General features: G+C 71.9%; 21 protein-coding genes. 12 read left to right on the top strand and 9 right to left on the bottom strand.

Translation table 11 applies throughout. From position 1 onward, the window contains the following. The first annotated feature begins 247 nt into the window (after positions 1 to 247). Genes C4U03_RS23900 through C4U03_RS23890 form a run of 3 tightly spaced genes read left to right on the top strand, consistent with a single transcriptional unit; the run spans position 248 to position 3769 of the window. On the top strand, positions 248 to 454 hold the full coding sequence (locus C4U03_RS23900) for a heavy-metal-associated domain-containing protein (protein WP_103940227.1): 207 nt from the start codon (positions 248 to 250) through the stop codon (positions 452 to 454). A 4-nt stretch (positions 455 to 458) separates the two neighbouring features. Further along, the gene (locus C4U03_RS23895) at positions 459 to 1409 is read left to right on the top strand and encodes a hypothetical protein (RefSeq protein ID WP_103940225.1); all 951 of its coding nucleotides are present in this window, start codon (positions 459 to 461) and stop codon (positions 1407 to 1409) included. 47 nt (positions 1410 to 1456) lie between these two features. Beyond that, positions 1457 to 3769 carry a heavy metal translocating P-type ATPase gene (locus tag C4U03_RS23890; protein ID WP_103940223.1) on the top strand — a complete coding sequence of 771 codons (2313 nt, stop codon included), beginning with the start codon at positions 1457 to 1459 and terminating at the stop codon, positions 3767 to 3769. Positions 3770 to 3936: 167 nt separating this feature from the next. Here C4U03_RS23890 and C4U03_RS23885 read toward each other — a convergent pair whose 3' ends face one another. Continuing rightward, positions 3937 to 4824 carry a MarR family winged helix-turn-helix transcriptional regulator gene (locus C4U03_RS23885; RefSeq protein ID WP_235018077.1) on the bottom strand — a complete coding sequence of 296 codons (888 nt, stop codon included), beginning with the start codon at positions 4822 to 4824 and terminating at the stop codon, positions 3937 to 3939. A gap of 125 nt (positions 4825 to 4949) precedes the next feature. Here C4U03_RS23885 and C4U03_RS23880 point away from each other — a divergent pair, with 125 nt between their 5' ends. After that, positions 4950 to 5609, top strand: coding sequence for a hemerythrin domain-containing protein (locus tag C4U03_RS23880; RefSeq protein WP_103940222.1), 660 nt, complete (start codon positions 4950 to 4952; stop codon positions 5607 to 5609). Positions 5610 to 5758: 149 nt separating this feature from the next. On the opposite strand, the gene C4U03_RS23875 is transcribed toward C4U03_RS23880, so the two are convergent. Beyond that, entirely contained in the window at positions 5759 to 6256 is a 498-nt protein-coding gene (locus C4U03_RS23875) for a GNAT family N-acetyltransferase (RefSeq protein ID WP_103940220.1), read from the bottom strand. 293 nt (positions 6257 to 6549) lie between these two features. On the opposite strand from C4U03_RS23875, the gene C4U03_RS23870 reads away from it, so the two are divergent. Then, on the top strand, positions 6550 to 8358 hold the full coding sequence (locus C4U03_RS23870; protein WP_103940218.1) for an FG-GAP-like repeat-containing protein: 1809 nt from the start codon (positions 6550 to 6552) through the stop codon (positions 8356 to 8358). Positions 8359 to 8494: 136 nt separating this feature from the next. On the opposite strand, the gene C4U03_RS23865 is transcribed toward C4U03_RS23870, so the two are convergent. Next, positions 8495 to 9109, bottom strand: coding sequence for a TenA family protein (locus tag C4U03_RS23865; RefSeq protein WP_103940216.1), 615 nt, complete (start codon positions 9107 to 9109; stop codon positions 8495 to 8497). Positions 9110 to 9260: 151 nt separating this feature from the next. On the opposite strand from C4U03_RS23865, the gene C4U03_RS23860 reads away from it, so the two are divergent. Both C4U03_RS23860 and C4U03_RS23855 read left to right on the top strand, forming a co-directional pair. After that, positions 9261 to 9518, top strand: a complete 258-nt coding sequence (locus C4U03_RS23860; protein ID WP_146087497.1) for a type II toxin-antitoxin system VapB family antitoxin — start codon at positions 9261 to 9263, stop codon at positions 9516 to 9518. Next, positions 9452 to 9862: a PIN domain nuclease gene (locus C4U03_RS23855; RefSeq protein ID WP_103940212.1), complete on the top strand. Its 411-nt coding sequence runs from the start codon at positions 9452 to 9454 to the stop codon at positions 9860 to 9862. The genes C4U03_RS23860 and C4U03_RS23855 overlap by 67 nt, the downstream gene beginning before the upstream one ends. Positions 9863 to 10033: 171 nt before the next feature. On the opposite strand, the gene C4U03_RS23850 is transcribed toward C4U03_RS23855, so the two are convergent. Together C4U03_RS23850 and C4U03_RS23845 are read right to left on the bottom strand one after the other, a co-directional pair. Next, positions 10034 to 11305, bottom strand: a complete 1272-nt coding sequence (locus tag C4U03_RS23850) for a cation:proton antiporter (RefSeq protein WP_103940210.1) — start codon at positions 11303 to 11305, stop codon at positions 10034 to 10036. Positions 11306 to 11308: 3 nt separating this feature from the next. Then, positions 11309 to 11791, bottom strand: coding sequence for a cation:proton antiporter regulatory subunit (locus C4U03_RS23845; protein WP_103940208.1), 483 nt, complete (start codon positions 11789 to 11791; stop codon positions 11309 to 11311). 480 nt (positions 11792 to 12271) lie between these two features. Here C4U03_RS23845 and C4U03_RS23840 point away from each other — a divergent pair, with 480 nt between their 5' ends. Further along, complete coding sequence (locus C4U03_RS23840) at positions 12272 to 12679, top strand: hypothetical protein (RefSeq protein WP_103940206.1); 408 nt, start codon at positions 12272 to 12274, stop codon at positions 12677 to 12679. Then, entirely contained in the window at positions 12676 to 12987 is a 312-nt protein-coding gene (locus C4U03_RS23835; protein ID WP_103940204.1) for a winged helix-turn-helix domain-containing protein, read from the top strand. Before C4U03_RS23840 ends, C4U03_RS23835 begins: the two co-directional genes overlap by 4 nt. Before the next feature lie 59 nt (positions 12988 to 13046). Here C4U03_RS23835 and C4U03_RS23830 read toward each other — a convergent pair whose 3' ends face one another. Next, entirely contained in the window at positions 13047 to 14039 is a 993-nt protein-coding gene (locus tag C4U03_RS23830; RefSeq protein WP_235018076.1) for a YVTN family beta-propeller repeat protein, read from the bottom strand. Positions 14040 to 14501: 462 nt separating this feature from the next. Between C4U03_RS23830 and C4U03_RS40560 the strand changes: the two genes are divergently transcribed. The 3 genes from C4U03_RS40560 to C4U03_RS23815 are packed head-to-tail and all read left to right on the top strand — an operon-like array spanning position 14502 to position 16317. Next, on the top strand, positions 14502 to 14897 hold the full coding sequence (locus C4U03_RS40560) for a PadR family transcriptional regulator (protein ID WP_160147075.1): 396 nt from the start codon (positions 14502 to 14504) through the stop codon (positions 14895 to 14897). After that, entirely contained in the window at positions 14894 to 15622 is a 729-nt protein-coding gene (locus C4U03_RS23820; protein WP_103940200.1) for an RDD family protein, read from the top strand. Before C4U03_RS40560 ends, C4U03_RS23820 begins: the two co-directional genes overlap by 4 nt. Then, a complete protein-coding gene (locus C4U03_RS23815; RefSeq protein ID WP_103940198.1) occupies positions 15619 to 16317 on the top strand; it encodes a CPBP family intramembrane glutamic endopeptidase in 699 nt (232 codons plus the stop codon). The genes C4U03_RS23820 and C4U03_RS23815 overlap by 4 nt, the downstream gene beginning before the upstream one ends. A gap of 60 nt (positions 16318 to 16377) precedes the next feature. Here the strand turns inward: C4U03_RS23815 and C4U03_RS23810 are convergent, their stop codons facing one another. From C4U03_RS23810 to C4U03_RS23800, 3 genes are all read right to left on the bottom strand, one after another. Continuing rightward, complete coding sequence (locus C4U03_RS23810) at positions 16378 to 17598, bottom strand: COG1361 family protein (RefSeq protein ID WP_103940196.1); 1221 nt, start codon at positions 17596 to 17598, stop codon at positions 16378 to 16380. After that, on the bottom strand, positions 17595 to 18569 hold the full coding sequence (locus C4U03_RS23805) for a WxL protein peptidoglycan domain-containing protein (RefSeq protein WP_103940194.1): 975 nt from the start codon (positions 18567 to 18569) through the stop codon (positions 17595 to 17597). Before C4U03_RS23805 ends, C4U03_RS23810 begins: the two co-directional genes overlap by 4 nt. A 62-nt stretch (positions 18570 to 18631) precedes the next feature. Continuing rightward, complete coding sequence (locus tag C4U03_RS23800; RefSeq protein ID WP_103940192.1) at positions 18632 to 19624, bottom strand: WxL domain-containing protein; 993 nt, start codon at positions 19622 to 19624, stop codon at positions 18632 to 18634. Positions 19625 to 19631 lie beyond the last annotated feature (7 nt).

Genomic DNA, 19631 nt, shown 5'->3' with positions numbered 1-19631 from the left:
CCGCCGCCGCCCGCCCACCGTCCATCCGCCGTCCACCCGACCGGACGCGGGCCACGCCAGGGGCCCGCGGCTTCGGGCCCACCCCCACCGAAGGCGTACACCGGAGGGTCGGTTACCCCCACCTGGTATGTGGCCACCTATGATGCATGTCTCATAAACGGGTAGGGGGTAGGGGTTGCCGGGGCGGGCCGGGCGTGGCAGCATCGGACACAGATACCCCCTAGGGGTAATATGAGGAGGATTCGGTATGAGCACCAGCACCTACACCGTCGTTGGGATGACCTGCGGCCACTGCGTGATGTCGGTCAAGGAGGAGGTCGGCGAGGTGCCCGGGGTCACCGGCGTGGAGGTCGACCTGGACAGCGGCCGCATGACGGTGACCTCGGACGGTCCGCTCGACGGCTCCCGCGTGCGGGACGCCGTCGAGGAGGCCGGTTATCAGCTGAAGGGCTAGAACCATGAACACCCCGACCAAGCTGGGGGCCTACGTCCTCGGCCTGGCCGCGGTCTTCGCGGGGGCGGTCGGGGTCGGCGACGTCGCCGGCCCCGCCACCGCGAAGACCGAGGCGAAGGCCTCCGACGGACACGGCGCGCACGGCACCCCCGCCACCGCCCCCGCCGGTCCGATCAGCGGCGGACTGCAGGTCACCCAGGACGGCTACACGCTGGTCCCGCGGTCGGTCACCGTGCCGGCGGGCGAGAAGACCGACTTCACGTTCACCGTCAACGGGCGGGACGGCCGACCGGTCACCCGCTTCGCCACCCTCCACGGCAAGAAGCTGCACCTGATCGTGGTCCGCCGGGACCTGTCGGGCTTCCAGCACCTGCACCCCACCGAGAACGGGGCGGGGGTATGGTCGATCCCGCTGACCCTGCCCGACCCGGGCGCCTACCGAATGTTCACCGACGTCCAGCCCGAGGGCGCCGCCCGCCAGCTCACCCTGGGCGTGGACGTCACCGCCCCCGGCGACTACCGGCCGGAGGCCCTGCCCAAGGCGGAACAGACCGCCCGGGTGGACGGTTACGAGGTGAAGCTGGAGGGCACGCTCGTCCCGGGACGGACCAGCAAGCTGACGCTCACGGTGCACAAGGACGGCAGGCCCGTCACCGACCTGGAGCCCTACCTGGAGGCTTACGGCCATCTGGTGGCGTTGCGCAGCGGCGACCTGGCCTACCTGCACGTCCACCCGGACGGGTCGCCCGGCGACGGCAGGACCAGGCCCGGCCCGCAGATCACCTTCTACGCCGAGGTCCCCAGCTCCGGCGCGTACCGCCTGTACCTGGACTTCCAGCATGGTGGCAAGGTCCGCACCGCCGAGTTCACCGCGGTCGCGGGCCACGGCGAGATCCCCGCCGCGCCCGCACCCGCACCCGCGGACGACGGCCACGGCCACACCCACGGCCACTGAGCGGGCGGACCCATGAACGACCACCGCACGATCACACGGGAGGAACGATGACCACCGGTCCCATCGAGCTGGCGATCGGCGGTATGACCTGCGCCTCCTGCGCCGCCCGGGTCGAACGCAAGCTGAACAGGATGGACGGCGTCACCGCGACGGTCAACTACGCCACCGAGAAGGCCACGGTCACCGTGTCCGAGGGCGTCACCGTCGAGGACCTGATCGCCACCGTGGAGAAGACCGGATACACCGCCGCGCTCCCCGAGCCCCCGCGCCCGGCCGAGACCGACACCAGGGCCGATGCCGAGCCCGACGAACTGCGGCCGCTGCGCCAGCGGCTGATCACCTCCGTCGTGCTGTCCGTCCCGGTCATCGCGATGGCGATGATCCCAGCGCTGCAGTTCGACAACTGGCAGTGGCTGTCGCTGGCCCTGGCCGGCCCGGTCGTGACGTACGCGGGCTGGCCGTTCCACCGGGCCGCCTTGGTCAACCTGCGGCACGGCGCCGCCACCATGGACACACTGGTCTCGCTGGGCACGCTGGCGGCGTTCGGCTGGTCGCTGTGGGCGCTGTTCCTCGGCGAGGCGGGCATGCCGGGGATGCGGCACGGCTTCGAGTTCAGCATGACCCGCGGCGACGGCTCCATGAACATCTACCTGGAGGCCGCCGCCGGGGTGACCATGTTCATCCTCGCCGGCCGCTACTTCGAGGCCCGCTCCAAGCGCCGCGCGGGCGCCGCCCTGCGGGCCCTGCTGGAACTCGGCGCCAAGGACGTGTCGGTGCTGCGCGACGGCCGCGAGGAGCGCGTCCCGATCGACCGGCTCGCCGTCGGCGACCTGTTCGCGGTCCGTCCCGGCGAGAAGATCGCCACGGACGGCGAGGTCGTCGAGGGCTCGTCCGCGGTGGACGCCTCCATGCTCACCGGCGAGTCCGTCCCGGTGGAGGTCGGCCCCGGCGACGCCGTGGCCGGGGCCACCGTCAACGCCGGCGGGCGGCTGGTCGTACGGGCCACCCGGATCGGCTCCGACACCCGGCTCGCCCAGATGGCCCGCCTGGTCGAGGAGGCCCAGACCGGCAAGGCCCGGGTGCAGCGGCTGGCCGACCGGATCTCCGGCGTGTTCGTCCCCGTCGTGATCGCGCTGGCCGTGGCCACCCTGGGCTTCTGGCTGGGCAGCGGCGCGGGCGCGGCCGCCGCGTTCACCGCCGCGGTCGCCGTGCTGATCATCGCCTGCCCGTGCGCGCTCGGTCTGGCCACCCCCACCGCCCTGATGGTCGGAACGGGCCGGGGCGCCCAGCTCGGCATCCTGATCAAGGGCCCGGAGGTGCTGGAGTCCACCCGTTCCATCGACACCGTGGTGCTGGACAAGACCGGCACCGTCACCACCGGCACAATGACGCTGGTCGACGTGGTCACCGCCGACGGCGTGGACGCCGGCGAGGCCCTGCGCCTGGCCGGGGCGCTGGAGAACGCCTCCGAGCACCCCATCGCCCAGGCCATCGCCAGGGGCGCCGCCGAGCGCGTCGGCGACCTGCCCGCGGTGGAGGAGTTCGCCAACGTCGAGGGTCTCGGCGTGCAGGGCGTAGTGGAGGGCCACGGCGTGCTCGCCGGACGCCCCCGCCTGCTGGCCGAGTGGTCGCACCACCTCACCCCCGAGCTGGAGGAGGCGATGGCCAAGGCCCAGGCGCTCGGCCACACCGCCGTCGCGGTCGGCTGGGACGGGGCGGCCCGCGCGGTCATCACCGTCGCCGACCGGATCAAGCCCACCTCACCGGAGGCCATCGAACGCTTCCGCGCCCTGGGCCTGCGCCCGGTCCTGCTCACCGGCGACAACGAGACCGTGGCACGCACGGTCGCGGCCGAGGTCGGGATCGACCCCGGGCCGGACACGGTGATCGCCGAGGTGCTGCCCGCCGACAAGGTGGACGTGGTCAAGCGGCTGCAGGCGCAGGGCCGTACGGTCGCGATGGTCGGTGACGGGGTCAACGACGCCGCCGCCCTGGCCCAGGCCGACCTGGGCCTGGCGATGGGCACCGGCACCGACGTGGCCATCGAGGCGTCCGACCTGACCCTGGTACGGGGCGACCTGCGGGCGGCGGCCGACGCGATCCGGCTGTCCCGGCGCACCCTGGCCACCATCAAGGGCAACCTGTTCTGGGCCTTCGCCTACAACGTGGCCGCCCTGCCGCTGGCCGCCGCCGGCCTGCTCAACCCGATGATCGCCGGTGGCGCGATGGCCTTCTCGTCGGTCTTCGTGGTCGGCAACAGCCTCCGCCTGCGCCGCTTCAGGTCCCTCACCGCCCCGGAGCCCGAAACCTCCGCATCGTCCCCGTCCTCGTCTCCGGAGAAGGTCCCCGCCTCTTCCTGACCGCCGCCCGCAATCCGCCGCCGTGGCCATGCCCCGCATGACCACGGCGGCGGTGCGCCAGGATCGTCCGCTCACCAGGGCCGGGCCTGGAGCCGCAGGCGGCGGACACGCACTGCACGCCGAACTTGAACGGCAGGTTCAAGCGCTCGCGCCGACGGGGAACGGTCTCAGTCCGAGGTCGGCCTGTCGTCCTCGGTGGGGAGCAGTTTGGTCAGCAGGGCGCGTAGCTCCTGCTCGGCCTCGGCGCCGAGGAGGTCCACCACTTCGGCCCGCAGTCGTCGTGCCGCGTCGTGGACGACGGGGAGCCGTTGCCGGCCGAGGTCGGTGAGCTCCAGGGCGTAGCGGCGGCGGTCGTGCGGATCCCGGCCCCGTACCACCAGACCGGCCTGGACCAGCTCGTCCACCACCTGGGCGGCGGCCGGTTCGGTGATCGCCAGGGCGTCGGCGAGTCGCTGCTGCGGGCAGGGGGCCAGTTGCTGGAGGGCCGCCAGCGGGCTGAAGTGCCTGGTCCGCAGGCCGACGTCGGCCAGCAGGCCGTCGCCCAGCCGGCGCAGCCGGTAGTGCGCCTGGGCGACCAGGTACTCGGTGCTCTGGACCGGCGGCCGTCCCGGCTCGGGCAGCAGTTCGTTCAGCAGCTCGTTCAGCCGGAGCCGTTCGTCCGGGGTCAGCGGGGCGGTGATCCGCGCGTCGCGGTCGGACATCTCCCGGCGCATCTCGTCCAGCGCCCCGTGGCCGTCCTCGGTCAGCGACAGCACGTGGGTACGGCGGTTGGCGGGGTTGCGGGTCCGTGTCACGTACCCGGCGTCCTGCAGCCGGTCGATCAGCCGCACCATGATCGTCCGGTTGATGCCGAGCCGTTCGGCCAGCTCCTGCTGGGAGGTGGCGTCCTGGTCGGCGAGCACGTCCAGCACGACGAAGTCGCGCGAGTGCGGGCCGTCCCGCATCGCCTCGCCGGTGAACAGCACGAACACCCGGCGCAGCAGGTAGCCGGGAGAGGCGCGCAGCGCCGTGCCCAGGTCCGCCTTCCCCGGCTCCCCGACGTCCCGCTGACCCACCGGTCCACCTCCTGGGGTAAGGGTACTCCCAGGATTGATGGTTAAGCAGGTTATTAGTTGGGATGTTGACGATTTAGCATGTGCACGGTTAGCGTGAGGGTCCCCGAAGCGGAGAGGAAGCGAGCATGAGCGACAGGACCTACCGGCTCGACATGCGGATGATGGTCGCCGTCCACAACGCCTTCCGGCGCGACCTGGAGCGCATCGCGCGGATCACCGCGCGCACGGACGACGACCCCCGGCGGGTGCTACGCACCGCCGCCGGCTGGGAGATGTTCAAGACGTACCTGCGCGTGCACCACACGTCCGAGGACGACGCGCTGTGGCCGGTGATGCGGCAGGCCCTGGCCGACCGGCCGGACGGCCTGGCCCTGCTGGAGGCGATGGAGGCCGAGCACGCCGCCATCGACCCGCTGCTGAACGCCGTCGACACGGCCCTGACCGACCGCGACCACGGGCCGGAGCGGCTCGGCGACCTGACCGACGCCCTGGCCGTCACGCTGGGCGAGCACCTCGGGCACGAGGAGAGCGAAGGACTGCCGCTGATCGACGCCACCCTGACCGAACAGCAGTGGCAGCACTTCGGCGCGGTCCACCGCGACCGGATCGGCACCGCGGCGCCCCGCTACCTGCCGTGGGTGCTGGACGACGCGAACGAGGAGGCCGCCGCCGCCATCCTCGCCCGCCTACCGGAATCCATCCGCACCGCCTACCGGGACGAATGGCGGTCCGCCTACGCCGGGCTGGACCTGTGGAGCGCCGGAAACGAGCCGGCCACCGCCTGAACACCCCCTCGAACACACTGGAGAAGCCCATCGAGAACGGCCGGACGCGTCGTGCTCGCGGGCGTTGGTGACCGCCGACGCGGACCGTGACGTCGCCCAGGGTCTTTAGGTCCGGGCCAAGTCCCCGGACGAGCGGCGCGGCCGGGTGTTCAGGGAACGAGGTCCTTGTGCATGACCAGGGTCGGGCGGCCCTTGGCCAGGTCGGGGCGGCGGTCGATCTCGTGGTATCCCAGGGCCGTCCAGAAGCGGCGGGCCTCGGTGTTGTTCTCCAGGATGCCCAGGCGGATTCCCGGTTCGCCCTCGGTGCGGAACCGCTGTTCGAGGGCGGTGGCGATGGCCCTGCCGTGGCCCTGGCGGCGGAGGCGGCCGTCCACCAGCAGCAGCCCGATCCAGGGGTGGCCGTCGACCGGGTGCCGCAGCAGCAGCGCCGTGAACCCGACCAGCCTGCCGGTCCGGTCCCGGGCGATCCGCAACTCCTGGCCGCCGGTCCCGGCCTCCTCGCGGAGCATGGCCGCGACCGCGTCCCGTGAGATGTCGTCGGGGTCGAGGTCACCGCTGTACTGCCAGTAGAGACGGTTGGTCGAGCACACGGCGTGCATCTCGTCGATCTCCGCGTCGTTCAACGTCGCGGGGGTCAGGCTGATCATCGGCCCACGTTACGCGAGCGCGCGGAGGAGCAGGTCACCGGCCGGACCTGGCCTTGCGGGCGGCCGCCCGGGCGACGGATTCGAGAGCGGAGCCGACATGGTCCAGGCGGCGGGTGGACGCGGCCGCTCATCCGCGGTCCGGGGGCAGAGGACGGGCACGGGAAGCGCGGCCGACTCCGGTCAAAAGGCCCGTCCTGTCGGCGACCGGTGACATGATGATCATCATCACTCCCCGTTGAATTTCTCTTGGGAGACCCCTTTTGCCTTCCTCCATTCTTAGGAGCCGGGCAGGCGTGCCCGCGCTCGCCGTCGCCGCGCTCACCGCGGCTGCCGGCCTCGCCCTGCCGCCGACGGCCGCGGCGGCCGCGCAGACCAGCGCGCTCACCCTGAAGACCACCGTTCGGACCGAGCCCACCAAGCCCGTCCGGCTGAGCGGCAGGCTCACCTTCGGCGGCCGGGCTCCGGGCAGCCCGCAGCAGGTCAAGCTCACCCGCGCCCTCGACGGCCAGGTCCGGTGGACCGGCACCGTCACCACCAAGGCCGACGGCACCTTCTCCTACACCGACGGCAAGCTCGGATTCGGGGTGTTCACCTACACCGCCGAGTTCGCGGGCACCACCGCGCAGAACCCCGCGGGCGCCCGCGCCAGGACCAGCCGCCGGGTGCCCGGCGACATCAACCGGGACGGCCGCGCCGAGCTGCGGACCGGCGCGGCCGGACGTCCGGTGAACGGCCTGGACAACGCCGGAGCGCTGGCCGTGACCGCCGGAAGCCCCACCGGGGCCACCGGGCCTGCCACGCTCTACGACCAGGACACCCCGGGGATCGCCGACGTCGCCGAAGCGAACGACTGGTTCGGCTACTCCCACACCGGTGGCGACTTCAACGGCGACGGCTACGAGGACGTGGCGGTCGGCGCGCCCGCCGAGGAGGGCAGGAAGGGCGCCGTCAACGTCATCTACGGCTCGGCCACCGGCCTGACCTCGAACGGCAACCGTGTCCTGCGCCACAGCCTGGGGTCCTTCGGCCTCTCGGTGGCGTCGCTGGACGTCAACAACGACGGGTACGACGACCTCGCCGTGGGCGCTCCCGGCAAGGGCCAGTCCGTGCTGCTGTACCTCGGCGGTCCGGGAGGAGTCGGCACCCAGGCTCCGCTGCGGCTGCGCCCCGGTGCGGGCGGAGTGCCCGGTAAGGCCCACAACTGGGAGTCGTTCGGCTGGGGACTGGCCGGCGGCGACCTCGACGGGGACGGCTACGACGACCTGGTCGTCGCCAACGCGTACGACTGGAGCCCCAAGTACGGCACCTACGGCTCGATCGTGGCGCTGTACGGGAAGAAGGGCGGCGGCTCCTCGTTCCGCTTCCGTTCCGCCCAGTTCTGGGACAAGGACTCGCGCGGCATCTACGGCACGGTCGGCTCCTGGAAGAAGGACCAACCCGACCACTTCGGCTGGTCGGTGGCGGTGGCCGACTACAACGGAGACGGCCGCGACGACGTGGCCGTCAGCGCGCCCGGCACGCCGGTCAAGCGGAGCGGCAAGACCTACCAGGACGCCGGGACGGTCAACCTCATCTACGGCTCCGCCAAGGGCCTGACCGCCACCGGCAACAAGCAGTACACGCTGGACACCGCGGGCGTCCCCGGGGCCGCCAGGGCCGAGGACCGCCTGGGCATGACGGTGACCGGCGGCGACGCCAACGGGGACGGCTACGCCGAACTGGCCGTCAGCGGCCAGGGCCGCCAGATGGTGGTGGTGCTGCGCGGCGCCAAGAAGGCGCTGACCACCTCGGGTGCCCGCTGGATCACCCAGAACAGCGCGGGCGTGCCCGGCACGACGCGCAAGAACAGCGTCTTCGGCAGCTACATGGCGTTCCTGCGACTGCGGGGAGCCCGCACCGCCGACCTGGTCGTGGGCGACATCGGGGCCAACGCCCGGCGGGGCAGCGTCACGGTGCTGCCGAACGCCCTGGGCAAGGGCGCCTACCTGGTGAAGCTGCCCGCCCTGCCCGGCGACAACTTCGGCGTCGTCAACGCCCCGGTCCCGTCCGGAATCCCGCTCGTCCCGTCGAACACGACCGGCCGGAACAGGCCGCCGGCCTGACCGGCGACACCTCTCCACGGGGCGGGCGGCCACCGGCCGCCCGCCCCGTTCCCTTCCGTCCGAACGGCCGTCCATGGGGAAGCACCCGGCCGACCGCCCTCAGCGGACCACCCGAACGGCCGTCCGGAAAGTACGGTCAATCGGTCAGCGGGACACTCCAGAAGGCCAGTTCGTGCCGCATGCCCTCGCGGAACTTCTGCTCGGCCCGTTCCAGGCTGGGGGCCGCCTCGTCGATCATCTCAGCGATACGGCGGGCCAGGGCGGCGAAGCCCGGGTCGGCGTAGGTGTCGACCCAGCGCCGGTAGCGGGGCTCTGCCGGAGGGTCGGCGGCCAGGATGCCGCCCAGCGTCGAGTAACCCCACATACAGGGGTAGAGCGCGGCCAGCCCCTCGCCGTACGAGGCGGCCGACTCCAGCAGGAACCCCGTGTACGCCGCACAGGCCGGGCCCTTGCGCGCCCCCTCCAGGTCCGCGCCGAACTCGGCGGCCAGCGAACGGTGCAGGGAAAGTTCCTCGTGAAACGTCGCGTACGCCAGGTCCACCAGATCGCCCAGGTGCCCGTCCGGCGCCTGCCACGCCAGCCGGGAGAACACCCGGACGTAGTCCAGCAGGAACAGATAGTCCTGCTCCAGCCAGGAGCGGAACACCCGCTCGTCCAGATCACCCTTCGCGATCCCCACCACCGTCGGATGCCCCAACTGCTCGTCGAGCAGCGGACGACCGAGTTCCTCCAGATACGCGGCAACGCTCATGCCGGAAGTCTCACACGAAGCCCGGGACACATCGCAAATCGCCTGCGAGACCACAATAACTCCTAGTAGCGTCACGGTGACAACCCGGACGGACGCCTACCATGGAGGGGCCATGGCAGCCGGCCGGTCCGGGAGGGCGGAGATGACACGCATGAACATCGACATCGACGAAGCGGCCCTCACCGAGCTGATGGAGCTTCTTGAGACCGACGACCGCGACAAGGCAGTGAACCTCGCGGTACAGGCGGCGGCGGTGCGCGTCCGGCTGGCCAAACCCGCACAGCGGGAGCTGGCCGAACTCTTCGCCTCAGGAGCCCTTGACCTGGAGGCATTGGAGCAGCCGTGGCGGCAGAGGCATTCCTCGCAGACACCAGCGCATTTCACCGGATCGACGGAGTCCCGGCCATAGCGAGGCACTGGGATGACCAGCTCAACGCTGGTCTGATCGCCGTCTGTCCGGTCACGGAGATCGAGGTCTTCTACAGCGCACGATCCAGCCGTGATTACCAGCGCGCCAACGCGCGGCTACGTCAGGTCTTCGGCTGGGTGCCCATCCCCGAGCAGGCCTTTGAGCGTGCGCTGGATATCCAGGAACTCATGGTGCAAAGGGGCACGCACCGCTCGGCCGGCCTGGCCGACCTGCTGCTCGCCGCGGCGGCGGAGGAGCACCGGCTGACCGTGCTGCACGACGACAAGGACTTCGACTGCATCGCGGCGGTCACCGGGCAGCCGGTGCGGCGGGTGCTGAACTGACGGACGTTCCGGGGTGACCCCGCCTCGCCTCGGCAACGCTCCACCACGGCACCCGGCCGAACGAGCCCGCTCGTCGGATCGCAACGCACGCCCCCGAACGACCGAACCCTGAACAGCCGTACGGCCGCGTCCGCCGGGCATCGTGGCGGAACGCGGCCGTACGGCCGGATGTCACGGAATCTCTTTCGCCTCCCGGACGTCGTCCAGGTCCTCATCGCCGGGGAGCGCCGGGGCCGGCACGCCGGTCTCGACCACCGGGTCGGTGTCCATCTGCGCCTTCGGCCTGTGCTGCCCTTTGATCTTGCGGGCCAGCGGCTCGGCGGTGCGCGCCAGCAGCGGCCCGATGACCGCGAGGATCAGCACGTAGGCCGCGGCCAGCGAGCCGAGCCGGGGATCGGCGCCGCCCGCCACCGCCAGCCCGGCGATGACGATGTTGAACTCACCGCGCGGGGCCAGCGCCACGCCCGCCCGCAGTCGTCCGGTCAGCGCGATACCCGCCCGTTTCGCCGCCAGCCAGCCCGTTCCCAGCTTGGTCAGCACCCCGACGACGGCCAGCAGCGCCGCGATGCCCAGCACCGGCGGCAGGTCGGCCGGATCGGTGTGCAGCCCGAAGAACACGAAGAACACCGCCGCGAACAGGTCCTTCAACGGGGTCAGCAGTTCGCGGGCGGTGTGCGCCAGCGGTCCCGACAGGGCGATGCCGACCAGGAACGCCCCGACCGCCGCCGACACCTGCAGTTGCTGGGCCAGCCCGGCGACCAGCACGGTCAGTCCCAGCACCTTCAGCAGCAGCACCTCGTCGGTGGGACTGGTCACGAACCGCTCCACCAGCGCCCCGTGCCGTACCGCGATGTAGAGGATCACCGTCACGGTCAGCGCCGCGATGGCCAGGCTCTGCGCCCCGGCGACCAGCCCGGCGCCGGCCAGCACCGTGGTCAGGATGGGCAGGTAGGCGGCCATCGCCAGGTCCTCGAAGACCAGCACCGACAGCACCGCCGGGGTCTCCCGGTTGCCCAGCCAGCCCAGGTCCCCCATCACCTTCGCGGTGATCCCCGAGGACGTCACGTACGTGATGCCGCCCAGCGCGAGCGCCGCCAGCGGGCCCCAGCCCAGCAGCAGCGCCACGGCCACCCCGGGCGTGGCGTTCAGTACCAGGTCCGCCAGGCCCACCGGGGCCGAGGTCCGCAGCGTGCCGATCAGTTCACCGGCGGTGTACTCCAGGCCCAGTGTGAACAGCAGCAGGATGACCCCGACCTCGGCGCCGATCGCGACGAATTCCTCGCTGTCGGTCAGCGGCAGGATCCCGCCCGACCCGAACGCCAGGCCGGCGATCAGGTACAGCGGGATCGCCGAGATGGAGAAACGTACGGCGATGGATCCCAGCACGCCGAGCACCAGGATGATCGCACCGATTTCGATGAGCTGAACGGCGACCGAATGCATCGATCACCCGTCCGAGAGGATGCGGGCCACGCCCGCGGTCCCCTCGCCCGTGCCCACCACCACGACCTTGTCACCGGCGGCGAAGACGAAGCCGGGACGCGGGCTGGCGTGCACCTGGGGGCCGCGGACCACCGCCACGATGGACGCGCCGGTCCGGGACCGGGCCTGGGTCTCGCCCAGCGACCGCCCGTCGTACGGCGACCCGTCCATGATCGGGATCAACTCGGTCACCAGTCCCTCCACCTGCCGGTGCAGGTCGGCCAGCCGTTCCACCACCCGGCCGGTGCCGAGCAGTTCGGCCAGCACGTTCGCCTCCTCGGGGGTCAGCTGCACCGTCACCACACAGGTGTCGGGGTCTTCCTTGTCGTAGACCGCCAGGTCCCGCCGGCCGGTCCGGTGCGACACCACTCCCACCTGCCGCCCCCGGCGGGTGGTGAAGACATGCTGCAACCCGATCCCGGGCAATGCTGTCCGTTCTACGTCCACGGTCACTCCTTCCAAAACGGACGAATCACACATCGCCCGAGCGTCGGCCATGATCCCAGAACCGGCCTCCGCCATGCCATCCAGCGCAAACCGCCCAAAGCCCCCGTCCATGCCGGGGCGCGTCCCGGTACCCGCGCAGGCCGACAGGGATCCGTCCCACAGCCGGCATGCGGCCGGCGGTCCGCCCCGAGCGGCACCGCTCGCGCCGGGGAGCGCGCGATGGACCGCGCGTCCGAGGCTGACGGCCCGTTCGAACGGCTCGCCGCGTCCCGACCTCCCCACCCGCCGAACTGCGCGTTCGAGGGTAACTGCCTGATCGAACGGTCGAGACGGCGACCGCACCGACCCGGTCCGCCGGGACGGCCGCGTTCCCGCCGGCCCCAATCGCCGCACACCGGCACCGCTTGCCATGGCAAGTACTTGCCAGACTGGCAACTACTTATCTAGGGTGAAGTACCTCCAGACCGGAAAGGACCTGCCATGCCGGACTCGATGGCCGCCTCGGCCGTGCTCGCCCAGGCCGAGGCCCTGCAGGACAAGGTGCGCCACCGTTCCCTGTGGTACGCCCGCTACCTGCGGTGCTACGGCGCCGCGGCCTTCGTCATGACCCTCATGCTCTGCTGGGGCAAGGGCTGGGTGGTCGGCTCGGTGGCCCTGTGGGGCGTGGTCATCGCCGCCCTGTCGGTCTACGCCGCCCGCCAGCCGGTGGCCCGCCGCGGTTTCGGCCGCCGCCACCGCCTGATCATCGGCTGCTGGGCGGTCCTCTACGCCGCCGTGCTGGTGCCCGGCACGATCTGGTTCCAGGGTGAGCCCGTCTGGTGGCTGCCCGGCGCGGTCCTGGTCTCCCTGCCCGCCTTCATCGGCGCGCACCTGGAGGGACGCCGATGAGCAGCCATCCCCGCCACCGGCTCGACGAGGTCATCCACTCCCCGGTGCGCTTCGCGATCGTGGCGACGCTGGCCGCCGCCGACAAGGCCGAGTTCGGCTTCGTCCGCGACACCGTCGAGGTCACCGACTCCGCCCTCTCCAAGCAGGTCGCCACCCTGGAGAAGGCCGGCTACGTCAAGGTCACCAAGGGCTATGTGGGCAAGCGCCCCCGCACCTGGCTCTCCCTGACCCCGCAGGGCCGGTCCGCCTTCACCGACCACTGCACCGCCCTCCGCGAGATCGCCGACAGCGCCCTGCATCCCGGCTGACCGTCAGCCGTCCCGGAAGGCGCGACCCGGCCCGCCACCGGCTTCACCAGGGCGGGCGCTCAGCGGAGGACGCCGGTATGCCCCAGCGAATAGCGGCCCGGCTGGGGATAGACGCACAGGCCGTGCGGCCCCTTCCCGACCCGGAGCCTGCGGATCAGCCGGCCGTCGGCGGTGGAGATGGCGTACACCTCCGAGTGGTAGCGGCCCGACAGCCACAGCACTTTCCCGTCGGCGGACACGCCGCCCATGTCGGGTGATCCGCCGCCGGGCAGCCGCCACCGCTGGACGACCCGGCCGGTGGCGAACGAGAACACCGAGATGGAGCCCTCACCCCGGTTGCTGACGTACATGTGCTGGGAATCACGGCTCACGTAAAGCCCGTGGGCTCCCGCCCCGGTACGGATGAACCCGGTCTTGCGGAAGGTCGCCGCGTCGATCGCCCAGATCCCGCCGGACATCATGTCCGCGACGTAGAACGTGCTGCCGTCCGGGGAGAGCTTGACGTCCTGCGGCATCGCCCCTCGCGCCAGGTTCAGCACACCGGTGACCCGCTGCCGGCGGGTGTCGACCCGCACCAGATCCCCGGAGAACTCGCACGCCGTGACGAAGAAGTCCCCGTTCACCGAGAAGTCGGCGTGGTTCGGGCCCCGGCACGGCACCGGCAGGCTCCGCTGCAGCCGCATCGTCCGCGCGTCCCGGAAGTCGATGCGCTGCAACCGCTCGGCCATGACGACCGCGAACCGCCCGTCCACGGTGAAGTACATGTTGTACGGGTCCTCGACCGGCACCCGCCTCCCGGGCTTCCCGGTCCAGGGATCGATCGGGATCAGGTCGTTGGAGTCGTTGTCGTTGACCCACAACGTCCGCAGGTCCCACGACGGCACCACGTGCTGCGGCCGCCGCCCCACCCGAAAGCGCCCTACCTCCTTGAAGGTCCGCTGGTCGAACACGATGACGTCATCGCTCTCGGAGTTCGGTACGTAAACCCGCGCGGGCATGCCCCGTACGACCGGGCTGAGCATCCCGGCCCGCCCATGGGCGTACACGTCCACCGAGGCATTCCTCGCCCTCGGCGGAGGCGGCGCAGCCGGCACAGGGCCTCCACCGCTCCCATGCTCATGCGACCCACCGGACGTACGGTCCGCCGTCGAACACCCGACCACGACGACACCCACCGCCAGCACAAGCGCACCCACACGCTTCAAGCCCCCACCGCCCCGAACCTCACCCCAACGCGCAACCCACCCGGTCCTGCCCCCGCCCACCAAGGCCGCCCACCCCCAGCAAGCACCCTCAGCAGCGAAGCAATCACGGTACGCAGCGTAGGCCGCCGACACTCCCCACCAGGTCAACCCCCGCCGCACGCTCCCCCAAGGAACGAGGCAGCACGGCGGCCAGGACGACCGGGCGGAGCAGGGCCGGGGCCGGTCGGCGAGCCGCATACGGGCGCCACGGCTTCGTATCGGTCACACATTTACCTTGTTGCCCGAGGTATTAGGTCATACGATGCTCAGGTGTCCAAGCGTCCCGTGAACGTCGGCGAGTGGCCGGAGCCAGTGCCGGCGGGACCGGCCGCCCGGCTGCGGCGGGAGCTGGCGCGGGGGACCACCGAGCTGGCCGTGCTGTCGGTGCTGGCGTCGCAGCGCAGATACGGCTACGAGCTGATGAAGCGGCTCGGACAGGCGGGCGGCGGCGTCCTGGAGATCAAGGAAGGGACGCTCTACCCGTTGCTGCACCGGCTGGAGGACGCCGGTCTCATCACCGCGGCCTGGGAGGCTGAGGGGCGGTCCAGACCGCGCAAGTACTACTCCATCACGCCGGAGGGCCGCGCCCATCTCGCCGTGCTGCGCGCCGAGTGGGCAGCGCTGGTCGAGGCGATGGGGCACCTCCTCGACGAGGAGCCGACATGACCGACCACGAGACCACCATCGCCGCCTACGCCGATGCGTTCGAGCGGCGGCTGGCCGGACCGGCGAGGGAACGGTCACGGGCCCGGGCCGAGCTGGTCGATCATCTGTCCGATGCCGCCGCGGCCGGTGAACTGGACCAGACGCTGCGGCGGCTGGGCGATCCCGCGGCGGCCGCCAGGGCCTTCGCCCACGACCATCCCGCACCGCCGGCGGCCGGCGGCCGGCGGCTGGCCGCCGCGTTGCTGGACAACCTGCCGCTGGCCGGTGTGACGGTCGCGCTGCTCATCCACCAACTGGTTCGGCTGGCCGGACCGGACGAGTGGACGATGGGGCTGGCCTTCCCGCCGTTCCTGGTCGTCGAGGTCGGTGGTGTCTGCGTCGGGACACTCCCGTTCACCTGCGAGGCCGACCCCTACCAGGGCGCCGGCCTGCTTTACGGCGTCGGTGTGCCGATCGCTCTGGCCTGGTCCGTTCTCGGGCTGGGGATGCTGGAATCGCGCACCGGCACCACGCCGGGCAAGCGGCTGTGCGGACTCAAAGTGGTCACCACCGAAGGGCTCAGGATCCCGATGTGGGCGGGCATCCTCCGGCGCATTGGTCTACTCCTGGGGCCGCTGGTCTGGCTTGATTGGCTGCCGGTGCTGTGTGCACAGCCCCGGCGTGTCCTGGAACAGGCGGCGGGGACCAAGGTCGTGGCCTGTGGCGGCGGGGAGGCACACCGATGAGCGAACCGCCACGCGCTCGGGTCTGGCCGGCGGCGGCGCTGGCCGTCGGCACGCTGCTGTGGTTCATCCCGACCATCGGCCAGCCACTCACCGAGCCGATCGCCGACGCCTTGAAAGGCCTGGGGCTGCTGGCCGACGGCACCGACGACGACGCCGCCTGGTTCATGGCCACCCTGGTGCTGCGCTGGGCCGCCACCGTACTGCTGCTGGTGTTCGTGCTGACGGTCGAACGCCGGCCGCCGTCTTCACTCGGTCTGGACAAGCCGCACCGCAAGCACCTGCTCGTCGCGGCGTCGCTGGCGTTGCCGATGACGATGGCGGGGGTCGGCCTGCACCTGCTGGTGACCGGCGGGCAACCGGAGCAGTCCACGCAGACCGACCAGATCATCGCATCGCTGTCCACCGTCCAGCTCGCACACCTGATCATCAATGCGGCGGTCGTGGAGGAACTGTTCTTCCGCGGCTTCCTCATCGAACGGGTCATCGACCTCACCGGCAGACCCGCACTCGCCGCAGCCGCCGCGTACGCGATCTTCGTCGGCAGCCACATCCCGGGATCAGGCTGGGCCAGTTCCCTGACCGTGGTCGCGGTGGGAGCCCTCCTGCCCACCATCCTGTACGCACGGACCCGGAACCTGTTCCCCTGCATTGTCGCCCACACGGTCGGCAACGCGCCTCTCCTGCTCAGCGGATAAAGCCCGCCCAACCGTCTTTCGCTCGGCTTGCGGTGGCGGGGCCAGGACGGTGGCCCGAGATCACTTCGCCGACTGGTCGGGGCGTATGGGGAGAGGGACCGTCGGGGTGCTCTTCTCGGGCGGCCGGGGGGCGTCCTTCGTCCGGCGGGCGGGCTTGGGAGGGCTTTCGGGCTTGTCGGGGGCCGGGGCGGGGAGCAGGAGGGCCGGGAGGGGGATGTCGAGGATCTGGCTGAGGGCCTGCAGGTCGTCGGCATCGAAGGAACAGACGGGGTTGGCCGAGGCCAGGTCGGCGGGGGTGCGCGGGCGGCCGGTCAGGGAGGCCAGGGAGTCGGCGACCGACTCGGGGGGCAGCTCGCGGATACGCGACCACCAGGCGACGTTGGCGGCCACCGTCTGGTTCATCGTGAAGGAGGTGGCCGGACGGACTGTGCCGGCGTCCAGCGCGGTGCCGCGTGCAGGCGGCCTTCGGCGGGTCAGCGCGGGCAGTGGGATGAGCAGGGCCGCCAGAACGGGGAGTGCCCAGGGGTAGGAGGAGGTGGTGGCGGTGAACGCAATGGGCTCGTCGACGCCGGTGATCTCGCCGCGAATGGTGTAGCGGCCGAAAGCGGGGGCGGGCAGGGAGACCGGGATCTCGTAGGTGCGCTCCTCGCCGGGGGCCAGGGTGCCCAGGGCCGGGGCGGTGACCAGGTCGGCGGGCTCGGAGCCGCGGCCCGCGGTGAGGGACAGGGGCGGGTCGGTCAAAGGGGCGTCGCCCTCGTTGAGCAGGGTGACGCGAAGGGTGCGGTGGGCCGTGCCGCCGAACCAGGACTCGCCGAAGCCGCCGCCGCGCACGGTCACCTTGGTGGCGGTGATCTGGCGGTCAGCCCCGGCGGCGGTGGCGGTGCGGCGCTGGGACGGCGAGAGGACGGGCACGTCCGTCACCGTGATGGGGACGGTGCGGGGGGTGCCGCCGGTGACCGGGCGGACCGAGATCACGCAGGGGCATCCGACCGGCGGGGCGGTGACGTTGAGCAGGACGGTGGCGGCCTCGCCCTCCCGGACGTGGGTGGTGGCCGAGGAGGCGACGGCACAGTCGGCGGTGCCGCGCCGGGCCTCGTTGCCGCACAACTCCACCAGCAGGTTGCCGGGATCCCAGCCGGTGAGGCGGACGGTGACCGTCTGGCCGGGCTTGACCGTGTCGCGGTCCAGGTCGATGGCGGGGGCGGCGTGGGCCGGGGCGGCGGGCAGGACGCCCAGGATGCCCAGGGCCAGGACGGCGACCCGGCCGGCGCGCGCCTTCACCGGGCCGCTCCGGGACGGCGGCGCCGCACGACCAGGGCGGCGGCGATGACCAGGACGACGGAGATCGGGAGCCATGGGACGTTCCAAAGCGAGGAGCGGCGCGCGACGGGACGGGCGGCCAGGGGCGTGCCGTTCTGCGGGTCGGTGAGGGAGAGGCGGACCGAGGCGGTCAGCCGTCCGGCGGGGGCGATCCCGCCGACCTGTTCGGTGAAGGTGTAGCTGTTGCCGGGCAGCAGTTCGGGGATCCGCCGGGACGCCCGCCCGCCCAGCGGGACCCCGAAGGGGCCTTGGACGCCGATCCGGGCCAGGGCGGTCACCCGGATGTTGCCGGTGTTGCGGACGGTGTAGGTGACCTTCATCCGGCCGCCGCCCAGCACCGGGGCGGAATAGCCGGTGCGCAGCTCGGAGATCTGCAGAGAGGGCGTGACGGGCCCCTGTGCCCGCAGGTAGACGCGGGCGGCCACGCGCCGGTCGACGTTGACGCGCTGCCCCCGCGCGGTGGTCTGCTGCTGGGTGATGGAGGCGATGATGCCGCCGCCGTGGTCGCCCGGCGTGGCGTCGTGCGGCACCGTGAGGGTGAACGGCACCTGCACGGTCTTGCCCGCCTTGACGCTGTGGAAGCCCCCGCCGAACTTCAGCCACGTGCCGATGCCGGTGGGTGCGCGGTCGGCGGTGAGCAGGGTGAACGCGCCGTCGGCGGTGTTGAAGGCGTCGGTGGCGTACACCCGGAACGTCAGCGTCCGGCCGCTGAGGTTGGAGATGGACACCTTGTCCTTGATCGTCTGGCCCGGGGACGCGGTATAGACGAAGTAGTCGCGTCCGCTGGGGCCTGTGGGGCCCGAGGGCCGCACGGCCCAGGTCAGGTCGTCCGCACCGGGTGCCGCCGGGGCGCCGTGCGCCGCCGCGGGGACGGGAGCGAGGGCCGCCGCCGTCAGGGTGAGGCCGGCCGCGAGGGCAGCCGCTGTGGTCATGGAGGGCTCCGCCAGGGATGCGGCGCGGCGCCGTCCCGGCCGGGACGGCGCCGCGCCCGGGGTCAGGACAGGGTCAGGGTGAGGGTGCCGACGTAGGCGCCGGGGGCGGCGCCGGCCGGGATCAGCAGGTCCAGCCCGGCGCCGGCCTGGAAGATGCCGCCGCTGGCGCCGGCCTCGGAGGAGGCCAGGGTGCGGGCGGCGTCCAGGCCGCGGACGGACGGGCCGGGGACGACCGTGCCGTTGGAGCCGTCGTTCACCACGGCGGCGTTCGGGGTCCACGCCATGTTGGCGGCCGGGATGGCGCCGCCCTCGGCCGCGGCCAGGTCGCTCATCTGGCCGACCAGGCTCCAGCCGGCGTCGGTGCCGCGCGCGTCGGTCACGGTGGCGGTGTTGAGGGTGCCGGTGGAGTTGCCGCCGGGCTCGGCGTCGCTCAGCGTCACGTTGGTGCCCGCGACCGACAGGCTCAGCGCGCCGACCCGGGTGACGTTGGTGGTGATGAGCTGGTCCTTGCTGCTCCCTCCGGGGTTCTCGCCACCGGGGTTCTCACCGCCCGGGTTCTCGCCACCGACGAACGTCACCGGGGTGAGGGTGTCTTGGCTACGGTCGGGCAGGCCGTGCGCGGTGAAGGTGAGGACGTAGCACTGCGTGGTGAGGCAGTCGACCTGGTTGCCGTCACCGTCGGTGTACTGGGCCTTGATTCCGGTCAGGGTGAGGTCGAAGGTGCCGTCGGCGTTCAGCTTGGCCTGGCCGGGGCTGGTGGAGGCGTTCTTGTGCACCCACTTGGTGGCCTGGAAGGCGTTGGCGTTGGTGTACCAGTCGTCGCCGTTCTTGGGGCCGAACGCGACGTAGATGCCGAAGCCGTTGTTCTTGCCGGGGTCGAACCCGGAGCCGGTGACGCGGATGTCCTGGCCGTCGGGGTCGGCCTCGGCCGTCGGGGTGACGGTGACCGAGAGGCTGTCCGCATGGGCGGGGGCCGCGGTCAGGCCGAGCCCGAGCAGACCGGCGCCGGTCATGACGGCGGTGCCGCGCAGGACGCGTCGGAAAGCGAACTTCATGGATTCT

Source organism: Thermomonospora echinospora, assembly GCF_900108175.1.
Classification (GTDB): Bacteria; Actinomycetota; Actinomycetes; order Streptosporangiales; family Streptosporangiaceae; genus Thermomonospora; species Thermomonospora echinospora.
The sequence above is the reverse complement of the archived record's forward strand: the minus strand, read 5'-3'. Positions and strand labels throughout refer to the sequence as shown.

What these genes read in the sequence shown, in the direction of transcription:
- C4U03_RS23805 (WP_103940194.1), bottom strand. Translation starts at nt 18,569, where the DNA reads ATGACCACAGCGGCTGCCCTCGCGGCCGGCCTCACCCTGACGGCGGCG.
- C4U03_RS23820 (WP_103940200.1), top strand. Translation starts at nt 14,894, where the DNA reads ATGACCGACCACGAGACCACCATCGCCGCCTACGCCGATGCGTTCGAG.
- C4U03_RS23840 (WP_103940206.1), top strand. Translation starts at nt 12,272, where the DNA reads ATGCCGGACTCGATGGCCGCCTCGGCCGTGCTCGCCCAGGCCGAGGCC.
- C4U03_RS23860 (WP_146087497.1), top strand. Translation starts at nt 9,261, where the DNA reads ATGAACATCGACATCGACGAAGCGGCCCTCACCGAGCTGATGGAGCTT.
- C4U03_RS23835 (WP_103940204.1), top strand. Translation starts at nt 12,676, where the DNA reads ATGAGCAGCCATCCCCGCCACCGGCTCGACGAGGTCATCCACTCCCCG.
- C4U03_RS23900 (WP_103940227.1), top strand. Translation starts at nt 248, where the DNA reads ATGAGCACCAGCACCTACACCGTCGTTGGGATGACCTGCGGCCACTGC.
- C4U03_RS23895 (WP_103940225.1), top strand. Translation starts at nt 459, where the DNA reads ATGAACACCCCGACCAAGCTGGGGGCCTACGTCCTCGGCCTGGCCGCG.
- C4U03_RS23850 (WP_103940210.1), bottom strand. Translation starts at nt 11,305, where the DNA reads ATGCATTCGGTCGCCGTTCAGCTCATCGAAATCGGTGCGATCATCCTG.
- C4U03_RS23875 (WP_103940220.1), bottom strand. Translation starts at nt 6,256, where the DNA reads ATGATCAGCCTGACCCCCGCGACGTTGAACGACGCGGAGATCGACGAG.
- C4U03_RS23890 (WP_103940223.1), top strand. Translation starts at nt 1,457, where the DNA reads ATGACCACCGGTCCCATCGAGCTGGCGATCGGCGGTATGACCTGCGCC.
- C4U03_RS23815 (WP_103940198.1), top strand. Translation starts at nt 15,619, where the DNA reads ATGAGCGAACCGCCACGCGCTCGGGTCTGGCCGGCGGCGGCGCTGGCC.
- C4U03_RS23800 (WP_103940192.1), bottom strand. Translation starts at nt 19,624, where the DNA reads ATGAAGTTCGCTTTCCGACGCGTCCTGCGCGGCACCGCCGTCATGACC.
- C4U03_RS23880 (WP_103940222.1), top strand. Translation starts at nt 4,950, where the DNA reads ATGAGCGACAGGACCTACCGGCTCGACATGCGGATGATGGTCGCCGTC.
- C4U03_RS23865 (WP_103940216.1), bottom strand. Translation starts at nt 9,109, where the DNA reads ATGAGCGTTGCCGCGTATCTGGAGGAACTCGGTCGTCCGCTGCTCGAC.